This window comes from Rhizobium cauense (assembly GCF_019511525.1).
Taxonomy (GTDB): Bacteria; Pseudomonadota; Alphaproteobacteria; order Rhizobiales; family Rhizobiaceae; genus Rhizobium; species Rhizobium cauense.
The window spans coordinates 1-15,340 of record NZ_JAEUAT010000008.1; the positions used below are offsets into that span (position 1 = coordinate 1).

Here is a 15,340-nt window from a genome sequence, read left to right on the forward strand (position 1 = left end):
CCTTCGGCCTGAACGACGTCGAGGCGCGAGGCGGCACCGGCCTCGAGCTGGAACTGGGTCAGCTCGTAGGTTTCCTGGCGCGACTTCAGGTTGGCGCGCGACAGCGCCAGGCGCTCCTGGAAGAAGCGCAGGTTGATGTAGGAGTTCACCAGATCCTGAATGTAGGTGAGCTTGGCGACATCGGCGCTGGAATAGGCCGCGTCAAGGCTGGCCTGGGCGCTTTCCTTCGAGCGGCGGTACTGGCCGAACAGATCCAGCAGCCAGGAGACGGCGACATCGCCGCCGCTGACATTGGTGGCGCCGATCGAGGTGCGGCGCTCGCCCATCGAACCGCTGGTGGTCTGGCTGGCGCCGACCAACAGGCTCGGCAGCGAGCCGGCACCGGCCACGGTGACACCGCCGGCGGCCGCGTTGATGCGCTCCAGCGCCTGCTGCACCGACAGGTTCTCATTCAGCCCCTGCATCACCAGCGCGTCGAGCTTCCGGTCACGGTAAGCCGTCCACCACGCCGTCGTCGAAACGTCGCCGATATCCTTGGCGCCGCCCTCGCTGAACTTCGCCGGAAGCGGCATCTCCGGGGGAACGTGGTCCGGGCCGCTCACACAGCCTGACAAAACAGACAGTGCGGCGAGGATTACGTATCTGCGCATAAGGTCTCCAACGGGATGCTCGGCGATTCTCTAACAAACTATTATGGCGTATGGTTAATTTTTCACTTCCTCAATAGGTTTTCACAGCAGTCCAAAGGGAAAGCGTGATGTAGCGAGGGGAGGCGATCGAGCATGGAAACGATACGCTAACCACATTCATCGCTTCGCCAAATAATATCATTGTATTCTAATCGATAGGATGTTATCTAATTTCATGAAAACGAATCTGAAACAAACTTGGGCCGAGTTCGCACCGTTGCTTATGATCTGCGGGCGCGGGTGGCGCCGCGCGTTGAACGCTGCCCTGACCGATCACAACCTGTCCGATGCCAGCGCCGCTCCGTTGATCGCGCTGCTTCGGCATGGCGACCGGATACCGCAGGGTGTTCTGGCCGAAAGGGTCGGTGTGGAAGGGCCAACCCTCGTGCGGGTCCTCGACAGTTTGGAAAATGACGGCTTGATCTGCAGGGTCCCCGATGAGGCGGATCGGCGCATCAAGCTGGTGCAACTCACCGGAGGAGGCACAGCGGTCGCCGAGCGCGCCGAAAGCTGTGCGGCGGAGCTGCGAGCACAGATCCTTGGCGACCTTGAACCCGAACAGGTAGAGGCCGCCCTGGAGGTCCTGCGCGCCATCGCGGCGAAAACCGCGGCCCTATCCGGAATACAGGAAAATGACGAGTAGCAAGAACACGACCGATCCCAGCCTGGGGGATGTCGTCTTTTCCATCAAGACCTTCGCAGCCGCCATGCTGGCGCTTGGTATTGCGCTTTGTTTCGACCTGACGAACCCTTACTGGGCGGTGGGCACGGTCTACATAGTGGCCCATCCCCTGTCGGGGGCAAGTACGTCGAAGGCACTTTACCGCTTGATCGGTACGGCGCTCGGCGGGACGGTTACGGTTATTCTTATCCCCAACCTCGTCAATTCTCCGGAGTTGCTGACGCTTGCGATCTCGCTGTGGATGGCTTTTTGCCTTGGCGTCAGTCTGCTTGACCGGACACCCCGCAGCTACAGTTTCATGCTGGCCGGATACACGACGGCTCTGACCGGCTTCCCGATCGTTGCGAACCCGGATACGGCCTTTACCTATGCCACTGCCCGCGTCGAGGAGATCGCGCTCGGCATCATTTGTGCAGCGGTCGTCAATCGCATCTTCTTTCCCCGGCATGCAGGGCCGGTTCTGGCTGCGCGTATCAATGCATGGCTGCGTGATGGCGCCGAGCTGGCGATCGGCACACTGAAAGGCAGGGGACGCGATCCCTCGCTTCTTGCGGCGGCACGCCGGCTTGCGGCAGATGCCGTCGATCTCCACAGCTTCACCACCCACGTTGCCTACGACACCTCCGCGCTGCGCGACATCGTCGGCCGCACCAGAATGTTGCAGCAGCGGATGGTCGCTATGCTGCCGATTGTCTCCGGCCTTGCTGACGTGCTGTATGCACTCGAGAAGGCGACAGCGGGCAAACTCACGCCTGCGATTACCGCGCTGGTTGACGAAGTCACAGTACTGCTCGAAAGCGGCGCTCCTCTTTCCGAGGAAAAGCGTCAGCAGCTTCTCGCGCTGATGGTGGAGGCCGAGGAGGAAGGACGCGAGCAACAGGAGTGGAACGGGCTGCTTGCCCACAATTTCACCGCGCGCATCCGCGATCTCGTTCAGATATGGGGCGACTGTCTCAGCCTTCGCCAGGATATCGAATCCGGGTCCCATCATGATCTTCGTTGGCGCCGGTTCGGCACCTCCTTCGATCGGGCTCCGATCCACAAGGACTACGGCATGGCCATTCACTCGGGCCTATCCGTGATGCTGGCGACCTTCGTCGCAACGGCCCTCTGGATCTATACCGGTTGGCCGCAAGGCAGCGCAGCCGCCATGATGGCCGGCGTGCTCTGCTGTATCTTCTCGTCGATGGACGATCCGGCGCCGATGATGATCAAGTTCGTCAATGTCGCCATCGTAACCGTGATTGCAGCTTTCGTCTTCGAATACGGGCTGATGCCGCTGATCCACAGCTATGTCGAACTCGCTGCCGCGCTCGGGTTGATGCTGGTGCCGGCGGGGCTGCTGATGACCAAGCCTTCTCTCGCGCTCTACGGCATGGGTTTCTGCGTGAACCTGCCGAACATGCTGACGCTGCAGGACCGCCTGAATCTCGACCTCACCTCTTTCGTCAATTCGAATGCTGCGATGATTGTCGGCATGGTGATTGCCTGCGGAACCACAGTTCTCGTTCGTTCTGTTGGCGCTGAGTGGACGGCTTACCGTCTCCTACGGTCGGGCTGGACCGATATCGTCGCTGCTGCGCGCCGCCCGGAGGAAGTCGACTTTACAAAATTGCTTTACCGCATGGTCGACCGGCTTGGCCTCGTTGCGCCGCGCCTCGCGATGATCCCTGCTGAATCCGCAGTCGCACAGACCGACATTCTGCGAGACCTGCGCAACGGCCTTAACACGTTGGACCTCCAGCGCCACAAGCAGCTGGTATCACGCGACAAGCGCGAGCCGATCGAAAACGTGCTGTCGGGCATCGCAGCCCACTATCAGCAGAAACAGAAGAACCGCGACACCCAACCCGACGAGAACCTGCTCAAGACGCTGGATCAGTCGCTGGCGGCTTTGGTCGAGGCCGGCAAGTCTTCGGCGCTCGAAGGGGCGCGCCGCTCAATGACAGCTCTCAGATATACCCTCTACCCCGATGCAGCCTCCCTCTCTCCGGTTGCTGTCGCTGGCGCCGGAGGAGGAACTGAAAAGGAACATGCCGCATGAGGCCTGATATCGACATTTACGGGGTCTTCATCCCGACGTTGGGTGCAATCGCGCTCGTAGCCTACCTTCTCAATGCCATTCTGCGACGCGTATTGGCGTCAGTCGGCTTCTATCGACTGGTCTGGCATCGGCCGCTCTTTGATACGGCCATGTACTTCTGCCTGCTTGGCGCGATCGCGCTGTCTTTGAATAAGGTGTCACTATGAAATCGCTTGTCGCTCATTCCGGTCGCTTCCTGCTGACTGGTGTCTTCGTCGCCCTGGCGGGAGTGCTCGGTTGGCATCTGTGGGACTATTATATGGACGAGCCCTGGACGCGCGACGGCAAGGTCCGTGCCGACGTCGTACGGCTGGCAGCCGATGTTTCCGGCATCGTCAGTGAGGTGGACGCCAAGGACAATCAGGCCGTGCGCAAAGGCGACGTGATCTTCCGCATCGACCAGGCGCGCTTCACGCTCGCGCTGCGCCAGGCCGAAGCGCAGATGGAGAGCAGCAAGGCAGCGCTCGACATGGCAAGAAGCGACCTTGAGCTCTATCGCAAGCTGGGCGAGAGCTCGGTGACGCGGCAGAAGATCCAGCAGGCCGAGACGGCCGTGCAACAGGACGAAGCGGCCTACAGCCAGGCGGTAATCAGCCGCGATACCGCACAGCTCAACCTCGACCGCTCGGTTGTGCGGGCACCCGTCAATGGCGTGCTGACCAACTTCTCCATGAAGCCCGGTAACTATGTAACGGCCGGTGCTGCCGTCACCGCGCTGATCGACAGCGATTCCTACTATGTCGCGGGCTACTTCGAAGAGAACAAGCTTGATCGCATCAAGGTCGGCGACCCCGCGCTCGTCTACCTGATGGGCAGCAAGACGCCTCTCAAGGGGCACGTCGACGGCGTCGCCGGTGGCATAGAGGACCGGGAGCGTAGCGATACCAGTGCACAGCTTGCCAATGTCACCCCGACATTCACATGGGTTCGACTGGCTCAGCGCGTCCCTGTGCGTGTCGCGCTCGACGGCCTGCCTGACGATACGGCCCTCGTTGCCGGTCGCACCGCAAGCGTCACCATCATCAACTGATTGGGGCGGCTCAGAGAGCCGCCTTCGCAAAACGCAAGTTCACCGGTCTGGGCGTCCCACCGATGACCGTGAACAGTGACCCAGAGAACTCGCTCGGTCGCGAATAAGAAAACGGACGCCCGGTTCTAGGAGACAGCCGTGGACGATCGCCACGTCATAGAAATCACCGCTTGGCTGATGCAGAGCGGGCTCAAGGGTGTGGCCGAAGCAGACCTGCTCGCTGGCTTCTGCGAACGGTGTCGCGTGAACGGACTTCCGATCGAACGTTCCGTCGCAGTCATGGACACACTGCACCCGATCTATGAGCGCCGAGCGTTTCGCTGGGATAGCCGGCAGGCGGTCGAACGCGTGTCGGAATACGGCTTTTCCGGTCCCGGCGCGATCGCCGACAATTGGCTTCGATCCGCCTTCCATCACCTCGAAACGACAGGATCCGGGGAGATCCGCAGAAGTTTGACGGCCGGCGATCCAGCCGATTTCTACCTGCTTGACGACCTGAAGGCCGCAGATTTTACGGACTTTATCGCCATGGCACATCGCTTCGGAGATGGTGGGACGATTGGCGAGATAGATTGCTTCTTTTCACACTTTGCCACACGGTCGCACGAAGGCTTTTCCGACGGTGATATTGCAGTCCTGCGTGATCTGCTTCCATGTCTGGCGCTAGCTGTCAAATGCGTCACGATCAGCGGTGTGGCCGGCACGATTGCCAAGGTCTATCTGGGGCAGGATGCTGCCAATCAGGTTCTGCACGGCAAGATTACGCGCGGTCAAAGCGATCGCATATCGGCGGCGCTCTGGTTTTCCGATCTCGCCAATTTCACGCACATATCGGATACGGTCGATCCGGAAGAGATCATTCCGATGCTCAACGACTATGCCGACGCGGTGATCTCGTCCGTGCAGGAAGCGGGCGGCGAGGTGCTCAAGCTGATGGGCGACGGTACGCTTGCGATCTTCAAGGGCAAGCGTCCGACCGAGGCCTGCTCCGCGGCGCTGAACGCCCGGTCGCTGCTCGACAGGCGCCTCCTGGACCTCAACGCACAACGCCGTGTCGAAGGCCGGCCGGTAACCGACGTCTACCTCGGACTGCATCTTGGCGAGGTTTTTTACGGTAACATCGGCAGCGAGGATCGCCTCGACTTCACGGTCATCGGACCGGCTGTCAACGAGGTCAGCCGCATCGTCTCTCTCTGTCGGTCGCTGCAGCGGCGGCTCCTGATGTCGGCGAGTTTCGCTGCGATCATCCCACCGTCGCAGATTGATAGCCTGCAGTCGATCGGGCTGCATGCGCTGCGTGGCGTCAACCGCGCTCAAGAACTTTTCACACTGATGCCGATTATCTGAACTCGCGGACCATATTGCACTTTCGGTCATGAGGTTCGACGGCGTCCGGCCTTGCTCGAAAAGGGATGTGCCGATTTAAGCCTGGATGCTACCCCGATCGCGATCACGTTTCGGTTTTGTTAGCATTTCATGTTGCAACCCCTTGTTTTCTGCGCAATAAACCCATCTGTTCTACTTGGCATTGCGCGTTGTGTAGCAGGGGCGGCGGTCATGAAGGCTGAGGAACACGAAGGCTGGGCGCATGCGGTTACGTGCCCAGAAGCTCGTTCCGAGCTTGAACGTCTCCTGGCCGACGAGCGGTTCAGAGCCACCGAGCGCAGCCGAAACATTCTAAGATATATCACCGGACAGCAATTTGCGGGGCATACGGAAGGGACGAAGGCCTATTCCATCGCAATTGATGTACTTGGCCGACAAAGCAATTTCGATCCGTCGCTGGATCCGATCGTCCGCATTGAGCTCAGCCGATTGCGATCGGCGCTTAGCCAATACTACGACGCATTTGGTGAACCCGACGGCGTTAGGGTTGAACTTCCAAAGGGCCGGTACATCGCGATCTTCACGCGGTCGGGGGGTACTGCCTCGCATGCCGATGATTGTGACCATCCCGCGGCAGCCGAGGAAGAAGGCGTCGCTTTCCGCGAATTCGCACCAGCACAGGTTGTTCCCGGCTATCGGGCCAAGCGTTGGGGGAGCTTGCGGCTGGCCTTGGTCGGGCTCGCGGCATGTGTTGCTGTTGCTGGGGGGATCGCGCTTTACGCGATGCGGCCGGTCGTTACGACCAAGCCGACAGTGGCGGTCACGGTGACTGCAGCAGATGAAGAGTTCCGCGGTGAAGCCTCCATTACACGGGATATGCTGCTGACTGCTCTGACACAGTTCCAGACGTTGACTATCTCCCAGGCAGATCTAAGCGACCGGCCATTGGCGGCTGTGCTCCGCCCTGCGCGGTCGCAAGCATACCAGATCGACATGAAATACTATGGAGACGGCGACGATCGCAGCATCTGGTGGCAGATCGTGGATACCGCGAGCGGTGACCTGCTCAAGTCCGGGGTTGAAAGAGTGGACACCAACGGCAGGGCGATCACGTCCGTTCGCGGTGAACTTGTCGGGTTGCTTGCGCGCCGCTTTGCGGCAACGCGTGGCGTCATCAACAACATCGAGACGCATGATGCGGCCGAGGGTTCGCTCGGCAATGCGTGTGTTCTCCGGGCGGAATACCTGCTGGACGAGGGGAGGGCGTTAGGTGTTGCCAATGCCATCAATTGCCTAGAGCGAACGATTGCGAGCAACAATTATGATGCGGACGCAACGGCTGCCCTCTCAACGTTGCTAGCAACAGAACAGGCGGATGCACCCGACGCCGGCAGGATCACCCGCGCGCTGGACCTTGCGAACCGGGCAGTGTCGCTGGCGCCACTCTCCGACCGAGCATACATCGCCCTGATGCTGGCGCAGTTCTACAGTGGACGGATCGACGCGGCGATCGCCGCCGGGAACCGGGCGTTGGCACTCAATCCCAACAATCCAGATGTTGCGGCTAAGCTTGGCCTGGTTTTGTTTGCCTCCGGTTATTTCGATGCGGGCGTGTCGCTTGCGCACGATGCGGGCGTCGCCGCGGATGTTGTCCCGCATGACGCAGTTCTCGTCCTTGCCTTGGATGCCTATCGGCGAAAGGATTGGTCTGAGGCCGCATTGCTTGCTGAGCAGGCAAGCGACACCAACTTCCTGGTGAGCGCGCTGCGTGTGGCTGCACTCGGACAAATCGGTTCGGGTGAAGCCAAGCAGCGACTGGTGGAACTTCGTGAAATGGCGCCGGATTTCGAGACGACCTTCCGTGAAAGGATGGCGCAGAGGCGCTATCAGCCGACCCTTTTCTCCTCCATCGAGGAGGGCCTGACGAAGGCAGGAGCTCATCTGAAGGCGGAAAGCCTGGCCACCGTGTTCCAGGCGGGTGAATAAGGTCGCGCGAGCCGCTCCCGCTGCCGTGCAGACAGCGGGAGGGTCTCTGGATCAGGCGGAGGCAGCTTCGCTCGGGCTACCCGAGAGTGCTTTGCGCAGCCGCTCCTCCTGATCCGGCGCCAGCGACGTTTTCAGGACGCGTCCACGCAGTCCCTGGAGCTCTGCAAGAACTTTCTCCGGCTGCGCCTTGCGCACGAGCACGAAGAGGGCGGAGGAAGAATTCGGTATGGTTTCGCCGAGCGACTTGATGAAGTTGTCATCGATACCGTAGTCGGCCAGCGAGCCTGAGATCGCGCCTGCGCCCGCGCCGACAAGCCCGCCGATCGCAAAGCCCGCGAGAGGATTGAGGAACAGCAGCCCGACGAGACCGCCCCATAGCGAACCGGACAGGAGACCGGACGTGGCGCCGACCGCCAAGAGGTTGAGGCTCTGCTTGAGGTGAACCTTGCCGGTCTCGTCTCTGACGACCACAACCGCATCTTCCAGATCGACCAGGTATTCCTTTTTCAGGCTGTTCAATTTCAGCAGCACCTTGTCTGCTTCGTCCATTGCATCGAAGCCGATCACGACGAGTTCCGACATTGTCCGTTCCTTTCGTTTGATGTTCAGGGATATGGAGCGGGCCGACCGGCCGGAAAGCATTGGCCAGCGGGTTATTGATCGAACGCGTAGATTTTCTTCCAGTCGGCCTTCATGTCGACGACCAACCAGTTGCGGCTAGCCGCCTCGTCGAGTGTCTTGTCGAGCTTTCCGAAATCCGATTTGCGATCATAGGCATATTCCCGGTCTGCATCGGTATGATGAACGATCATCGCGAAGCGCGGTGCCGGGCCAGCCGTCACCCAACGGAGCATCTCGTAGTCGCCATCGGAATTGCCGGCGGCAAAGATCGGTCGCCTGCCGATGAACTTGTTGATGCCCACGGGCTTGCCCGGACCATCGTCGACGAAATCGATCTTGGGAAGGCGGTTCAGGACAGGCGTGTCGTCGACCAGTGCATATTGCGTCGTGATCGTGCTCCCGACCACCTGTTCCGGCGGAATCCCGTAAGCCTTCTCGGTAATCGGGCGCATGAACTCGACACCTCCGCCCGAAACGATGAAGGTCTTGAAGCCGTTGGCGCGCAGGTAATCGAGAAGCTCGCGCATGGGTAGGAACGTCATCTCGTTATAGGGCTTGCCGGTCTTCGGATGCCTTGCTGAAGCGAACCAATCAGTGACGATCCTGTTGAAGTCGTCGGTCGTCATGCCAGCATGGGTCTCCATGATAAGTTCGACCATGCCTTTCTCTCCGCCCTTTGCGATGCCCTTGAGGTCACCGGCGAGAACTGATTTGAAGGGTTCCTTTTCCTTCCACTCGGGGTGCTCCGGTGAAAGCGCCTTGACCCGATCGAGGGCGAAACCGAGTTGAAAGTAGAAGGGCTGCTCCGTCCATAGTGTGCCGTCATTGTCGAAGACCGCGATCCGGTCCTCGGGCGCGACATAGTCGGCCCCACCTTCCGTGGTCACCTTCTTGACGAATTCGACGATCGCCTGCTTCGATGCGCCGTCATTCCAGGACGGAAGCTCCTGCGCGAACGCGCCGCCCAAGGGGAGGAGCAGGAAAAACAGAAGGATGCGGACGGTCTGAGACATCGACATGCTCCTTGCTAAGCTGGCACGCGCTTGATGCAGCGAAAGCCGACGTGGCTGGTGGATGTGTCTTCTGGCTCGGCGTGACGCGCTGCCGGGCGATAGCGGCGGCAGTAGTTAGGGGCGCACAGATGCGAGCCGCCCTTCAGCACGCGCCTCGGGATGCGAATCCGCGGCTGGTTCGGATCGTAACTTGCCTCTTTCCCGCCGCCACGGGGATTTTCGGGGATGCAGCAGGCTTTGGCCGCGGGTTCCGGATGGCGCGTGGACCAGTAATCCGATGTCCACTCCCAGACGTTGCCTATCATGTCGTAGGCGCCGTAGCCGTTGGGAGGAAACGAGCGCACGGGCGTCGTGCGGTCCTTGCCTGCCGACTTCGTGCTGTGGGTTGGGAAGGTGCCCTGCCAGGTGTTCGCCATGGCGACGCCGCCTGGCATGAGCTCATCGCCCCAGGCAAATTCGGTGTCGTCAAGCCCACCGCGTGCGGCAAGCTCCCACTCCGCTTCTGTCGGTAAATCCATCCCGGCCCACTCGGCATAGGCTTTCGCATCGGAATAGGCGACGTGGACGACCGGATGATCGAGCTTGCCGCGGAGATCGCTCAGGCCACCATAGGGCCGCCGCCAGTTTGCTCCAAACTTGAACTGCCACCACTGAGTAATATCGGGACCATTCACCGATTTCGGCGATGTGAACACCAGGGATCCAGCGCGCAGCATATTCGGCAGGGCGCCCGGATAGTCCTTCGGGTCTGGAGCCTTCTCGGCGAGCGTGACATGGCCTGTCGCCTTGACGAATTCCTGGAACTTCCGGTTCGTAACCGGCGTCACCTCTATCCAGAAGCCATCGACCGTAACAGGATGGGCCGGCGCCTCTTCTGGATAGTGGTCGTTGGACCCCATCACGAACGTCCGACCGGGTATCCAGACGAGGTCGCCACTGCCATGACCCTGCGGCCGGGTTTCGGTGTCAAATGCTAGCGTCATCGTCGCCTCCGAAAACTTGCCTGAGTATCGCCAAGCATCGCTTCACCCGTAAGTACGTTACGGTAACACGACATGCGGTAAACGTTACATTCTCCGTAAATTCGGCTCGAGTTCCAGTGTTTCAAGTCGACCGGGCCAGCCGATGGGCGCCGTGGCTAAGCTCGCTAGGTTAACAGCGATGTGGGGTCACCGGACGGCTCGCGGTCATCGAGGAAGTCGCCGCGTGCCGTCATGGCTTCTCACTGAGCAAATTGGGCGGGTCAGAGGTCGACCCGTCTACTATCGCTGCTACTTTCCAGTCGCCGGCCCCTGATCCATGGATCGCATCAGCGCCTCGACCATCTGGTCTATGCTGAAGCTTGCGGAACGCTGGCTGGGCGGGTAGTCCTTGAACGTCTGCAGGAACGGAGCGACCCGATAGACGCCGTACTGGATGAGGTAGGCGTTCTTCGCTAGCCAGTCGTAATACTGGTCGGAGACGACATCCGCGCGTTCGTAGGGATCCATTCGCAGATTGAAGACCTTCGGCGCACGGAGGCAGGTGAAGGGGTTTGCCCACACGGGGAAGCCGCCCGGTTCTCTCTGTTCGCAGAATACGATCTTCCAGTTGTTGTATCGATAGGCAACGACTTCACCGTCATCGTTGAAATAGTAGAAGTCCTCGCGCCCCGATTTTGGCTGCTGTCCCGTCAGGTAAGGCAGCTGATTGTAGCCGTCCAGGTGGACCTTGAACTGACTGCCGTTGATGTTGGTGCCATTGAGGAGCTGCTCCTTGATGTCGGGATCGCCGGCTGCCGCGACCAGGGTCGGGAACCAGTCAAGTCCGGACATCATCTCATTGGACACTTCGCCAGCCTTGATGTGGCCTGGCCAGCGAACCATCGCGGGAACACGGAAGGCGCCTTCCCAGTTCGTGTCCTTTTCGCTTCGGAAGGCGGTCGTTGCCGCATCGGGCCAAGACCACTGGTTCGGGCCGTTGTCGGTCGTATAGACCACGATCGTGTTGTCGGCGATCTTGAGATCGTCCAGCGCCTTGAGGAGCTTGCCGACGTCTCCATCATGCTCGATCATGCCATCGGCATATTCATTGCCGCGCATACCACTTTTACCCTGCATGGATTCGCGAACATGCGTGAACGCGTGCATGCGGGTTGTGTTCATCCAGGTGAAGAAAGGCTTGCCTTCCTTGACTTGCCGCTGGATGAAATCGACCGCCGCGGCCGTTGTTTCATCGTCGATTGTTTCCATGCGCTTGCGATTGAGTGCGCCGGTGTCCTCGACCCGTCCATCGGCGAACGAATGCAGGACTCCGCGTGGGGAATTCGCCTTCACGAATTCCTGGTCGTTCTTGGGATAGTAGGGCCGTTCGGGCTCTTCCTCGGCATTGAGATGATAGAGGTTGCCGAAGAACTCGTCGAAGCCGTGCTGCGTCGGAAGGAATTCGTCCCGATCGCCGAGATGGTTCTTGCCGAACTGGCCCGTGGCGTAGCCGAGCGGCTTCAGGGCCTGTGCAATTGTGATGTCGCGTGGCTGCAGGCCGACCGTTGCTCCCGGGATGCCGACCTTGCACAGTCCCGTTCTCAGGCAAACCTGACCGGTGATGAATGTCGAGCGGCCGGCAGTGCAGCTGTTCTCGGCATAGTAGTCCGTAAACAGCATACCTTCCTTGGCGATCCGATCGATGTTGGGCGTCTTGTAGCCGACGACGCCCATCGAATAGGCGCTGATGTTGGTTTGACCAACATCATCGCCGAAGATGACGAGGATGTTCGGCTTTGCGGTGTTCTGGGCAGGCGCCGCCTGTTGTGCTTGAGCGGCTCCATAGCAAAGTGATGTTGAGGCGAGGGCCATGGCAAGGGCCGCGCCAGCGTGCCGAAGCCGTTTGGGGAGAGACGCGCTCATCGTGATCTCCCTTGTCTCTTCAGATCGTTCAACATTTGCGCTCTCCTGATCGTGGGCAGGCCGGGCCGGCACTGCAGAACACTCGTCGCATCTCTCGACAAGTTTTACGTTCCCACTGAGGAGCATCATTCCGTAAGTACGTTACGGTAACAAACCGCCGCCAAAACGTAACAAGGTGCAGGAATGCATATGTTACTGGGTTAGTGGTTGTGGTTTGAAGTCTCCCTGCAGTGTCTCATCCGCAGGGCGTTTCCTGGCAGTCTGCATCGGCTGCTCAAGGATAGTTACCGGTGCCGCGACCGCTGTGGCGGCGACGTTGCCGATGGTGGTCACCGTGCCTCCGACGACGGCGGTCAGGCCTTGGCCGAGGGTGACGTTGGAATCCGTCAGCGTCTGTCCAGTGACGATACGCTGGCCGATCAGCTGAACGATTTCTGGACTTTCGGCGAACTTGCCGTGGTTCAGGCCTTCGCCCTTGACCTTGGTGAGGTCGATTGCAGTAATGCCGGCGGCTTCCAGCCTCGACCGATAGGGCTCTGCCGTCGGATCGATCGCGCCCAAACGCGAGACCTTGCCGGTGATGAAGCTTGACACTGCAAGCGCCTTGTCGTCCTGCGACACGAAGATCGTGAACTTCGGCGTCGGCGTGCCCATCTCGGCAAACTGCTTTGCGAAGACCTGGATGTCGATATCAGGAGAGGCAAGGATGACATTGTGAATCTTGCTGTTCACATGGCCGTCCCGGATGCCCATCTGCCGCAGCGACTCCATGGTGAGCCAGGTGCCCATGGAGTGGGCAAGGATGGTAATGTCCTTGACATCCGGGTCCGCAGCGAGCGTCCGCAGCCCTTGCTCGAGTGCCGTGCGCGAGTAGTTGGTGCTTTCCTTGTCGTATTCGTAGGCCGTGAGCTGCGCGCGTGACGGCCACGTGAAGAGAAACGGTGTCGCCTCCATGCCGGAATCGTGGACGATTTGGGCAAGGCGGAAAACCGAGTCTTCATATTTGTTGTTGAAGCCATGCACGAAAACCAACGCGTGACCGCCTTGAATGTGCTGGCGAAACCAGGCGCGGCCCTGTGCTTGCGTCTCGATCTCTCGGACGCTGGTTACCGCAAAGTCGGTTGCGGGGTTAGGCGGCAGCCGCTTCGGCCACTGCACGGTGCCGCTTGCCCGCTTCGGGGGGATCGAGACGTCGACAGCGGTCAAATACGGTTTTGGGCTGCGCTCGCCGGTAAATAGAGTTGCGGGATCACCGGAGGGTTCGCGGGTCGTCGCGACCAGCATGCTGACCTTGGAAGTGTTCGGCGTTGCCGCCGTCAATGCGACGGGCGCCATGACGCCACTTGGATGACCACAGCCGACAAGAAGTGCGACGACGAGCAATGGTACAAGTGTCCGAACAGTGCGGGCAGCGATCACGTTCCGGTTCCCTCATTGAAACGCATACACCTTACGGTGGCCGGCTTAGAGCGAAAGTACTTTACGGTAACAGCGAAAAACTCACGCGCAATTTGCGCGGCCGGCCTGTATACGACAACGAGTTTCGGGCGGGTGTTACTTAAACGCAACGGGTCTAATACGGTGAGTTGTGGACAGTCGCTCTCGCCATGCGTATCGGCGATACGCAATACCTTCTCCGTCGAGCTATTTCGATGAATTCGGTTCACAGATCTTTGGATCGAATGACTGCTTATCACTGAAACGAAGTGCCTCCATATGTCCGGCAGTCAACCACGCCGGCCGAACCGGCAGATCATTCGAGGCACACTATGCCAATTGCTCTTTTTGCTCTGACGATCGCCGCTTATGCGATCGGAACCACAGAATTCGTGATCGTCGGTCTGCTGCCGACGGTTGCCGCAGATCTCCACATTACCCTGCCTCTGGCCGGATTAATCGTCAGCGTCTATGCGCTTGGCGTCACCTTCGGTGCACCGGTGCTGACAGCGCTGACAGGGCGCATCGAGAGGAAGCCGCTGCTACTCGGACTGATGGCGCTCTTCGTCATCGGCAACGGCATGGCGGCGATCAGCCCGGGCTATGCGCCGTTGCTTGTCGCCCGCGTACTTTCGGCCTTCGCGCACGGTGTCTTCTTCTCCGTAGGGTCGACGATCGCGGCCGATCTCGTTCCCGAAAACCGCAGGGCTTCAGCGATCGCAATGATGTTCATGGGCCTGACGGTCGCCATCGTCACCGGCGTTCCCCTCGGCACGCTGATCGGGCAGATATTCGGCTGGCGTGCAACCTTTGCCGCGGTTGCCGGGCTTGGAGCCATCGCTTTCGTCGCGATTGCCGTGCTGCTGCCGTCAAACCTGAAAAAGGCGCCGGCGGCCAGCATTGGTGACCAGCTCCGTGTGCTCGGAAGCGGGCGCCTGCTCATCGTCTTTGCCATGACTGCGCTTGGCTACGGCGGTACCTTCGTCGCCTTTACGTTCCTTGCGTCGATCCTGCAGGAAATCACCGGTTTCGCGGCCGGTACGGTCAGCCTGATCCTTGTGGTGTACGGCATCGCCATTGCTATCGGCAATGTCGCCGGGGGCAGGTTTGCCAACCGCAGCCCCGTCCGCGCCCTGACCGGACTGTTTATCGCCCAGGCGATTGTCCTGGTGCTCTTCAGCTTTACCGCTGCATCGCCCTGGCTGGTTGTTCCGACACTTGCCGCTCTTGGGTTCCTTTCTTTCGCCAACGTGCCGGGTCTCCAGATCTATGTCGTGCAATTGGCAAAGCAGGTTCGCCCGGCGGCCGTGGACGTGGCATCGGCGCTGAACATTGCCGCCTTCAATCTTGGCATTGCTGCGGGGGCCTGGATCGGCGGCCTGGTGGTCGAATCTCCGCTCGGGCTCGGGGCAACGCCATGGGTCGGTGCCATTCTGGTCGTCGGCGCCTTGGTTCTGACACTTTGGAGCAGCGCCCTGGACAGCCGCTCCGCATCAAATGCCGGCGCTGTAACCCAGGCTGCCTGACAACGGCGGCGGCCCTCAAATTTGCCTGGAGCGGCGGACGACGCGAATCCCGATCGCGTCGT

At 60.2% G+C, this 15,340-nt stretch carries 13 protein-coding genes; 7 read left to right on the plus strand and 6 right to left on the minus strand.

Going from position 1 to position 15,340, the window contains the following annotated elements; genetic code table 11:
• A partial coding sequence (locus tag JNB88_RS16155; protein WP_220356337.1) for a TolC family protein occupies positions 1 to 650 on the minus strand: 650 nt, incomplete at its 3' end.
• A 226-nt stretch (positions 651 to 876) separates the two neighbouring features.
• Between JNB88_RS16155 and JNB88_RS16160 the strand changes: the two genes are divergently transcribed.
• The 6 genes from JNB88_RS16160 (at position 877) to JNB88_RS16185 (ending at position 7,796) form a co-directional block, all read left to right on the plus strand.
• A complete protein-coding gene (locus JNB88_RS16160; protein WP_220356566.1) occupies positions 877 to 1,332 on the plus strand; it encodes a MarR family winged helix-turn-helix transcriptional regulator in 456 nt (151 codons plus the stop codon).
• Positions 1,322 to 3,415: an FUSC family protein gene (locus JNB88_RS16165; RefSeq protein WP_220356338.1), complete on the plus strand. Its 2,094-nt coding sequence runs from the start codon at positions 1,322 to 1,324 to the stop codon at positions 3,413 to 3,415. The genes JNB88_RS16160 and JNB88_RS16165 overlap by 11 nt, the downstream gene beginning before the upstream one ends.
• Positions 3,412 to 3,621 carry a DUF1656 domain-containing protein gene (locus JNB88_RS16170; RefSeq protein ID WP_028749468.1) on the plus strand — a complete coding sequence of 70 codons (210 nt, stop codon included), beginning with the start codon at positions 3,412 to 3,414 and terminating at the stop codon, positions 3,619 to 3,621. Before JNB88_RS16165 ends, JNB88_RS16170 begins: the two co-directional genes overlap by 4 nt.
• Complete coding sequence (locus JNB88_RS16175; RefSeq protein WP_220356339.1) at positions 3,618 to 4,484, plus strand: efflux RND transporter periplasmic adaptor subunit; 867 nt, start codon at positions 3,618 to 3,620, stop codon at positions 4,482 to 4,484. Before JNB88_RS16170 ends, JNB88_RS16175 begins: the two co-directional genes overlap by 4 nt.
• A 138-nt stretch (positions 4,485 to 4,622) precedes the next feature.
• Positions 4,623 to 5,831: an adenylate/guanylate cyclase domain-containing protein gene (locus tag JNB88_RS16180; protein WP_220356340.1), complete on the plus strand. Its 1,209-nt coding sequence runs from the start codon at positions 4,623 to 4,625 to the stop codon at positions 5,829 to 5,831.
• A gap of 210 nt (positions 5,832 to 6,041) precedes the next feature.
• Entirely contained in the window at positions 6,042 to 7,796 is a 1,755-nt protein-coding gene (locus tag JNB88_RS16185) for a tetratricopeptide repeat protein (protein ID WP_220356341.1), read from the plus strand.
• Between the two features lie 51 nt (positions 7,797 to 7,847).
• On the opposite strand, the gene JNB88_RS16190 is transcribed toward JNB88_RS16185, so the two are convergent.
• From JNB88_RS16190 to JNB88_RS16210, 5 genes are all read right to left on the minus strand, one after another.
• Positions 7,848 to 8,378, minus strand: a complete 531-nt coding sequence (locus JNB88_RS16190) for a DUF1269 domain-containing protein (RefSeq protein WP_220356342.1) — start codon at positions 8,376 to 8,378, stop codon at positions 7,848 to 7,850.
• 71 nt (positions 8,379 to 8,449) lie between these two features.
• Positions 8,450 to 9,430, minus strand: coding sequence for an HAD family hydrolase (locus JNB88_RS16195; RefSeq protein ID WP_220356343.1), 981 nt, complete (start codon positions 9,428 to 9,430; stop codon positions 8,450 to 8,452).
• Positions 9,431 to 9,444: 14 nt separating this feature from the next.
• A complete protein-coding gene (locus JNB88_RS16200; RefSeq protein ID WP_220356344.1) occupies positions 9,445 to 10,413 on the minus strand; it encodes a formylglycine-generating enzyme family protein in 969 nt (322 codons plus the stop codon).
• A 288-nt stretch (positions 10,414 to 10,701) separates the two neighbouring features.
• Positions 10,702 to 12,315, minus strand: coding sequence for an arylsulfatase (locus JNB88_RS16205; protein ID WP_220356345.1), 1,614 nt, complete (start codon positions 12,313 to 12,315; stop codon positions 10,702 to 10,704).
• 192 nt (positions 12,316 to 12,507) lie between these two features.
• On the minus strand, positions 12,508 to 13,650 hold the full coding sequence (locus tag JNB88_RS16210) for an alpha/beta hydrolase (protein WP_223217231.1): 1,143 nt from the start codon (positions 13,648 to 13,650) through the stop codon (positions 12,508 to 12,510).
• 434 nt (positions 13,651 to 14,084) lie between these two features.
• On the opposite strand from JNB88_RS16210, the gene JNB88_RS16215 reads away from it, so the two are divergent.
• The gene (locus tag JNB88_RS16215; RefSeq protein ID WP_220356347.1) at positions 14,085 to 15,278 is read left to right on the plus strand and encodes an MFS transporter; all 1,194 of its coding nucleotides are present in this window, start codon (positions 14,085 to 14,087) and stop codon (positions 15,276 to 15,278) included.
• The last annotated feature ends 62 nt before the right edge of the window (positions 15,279 to 15,340 follow it).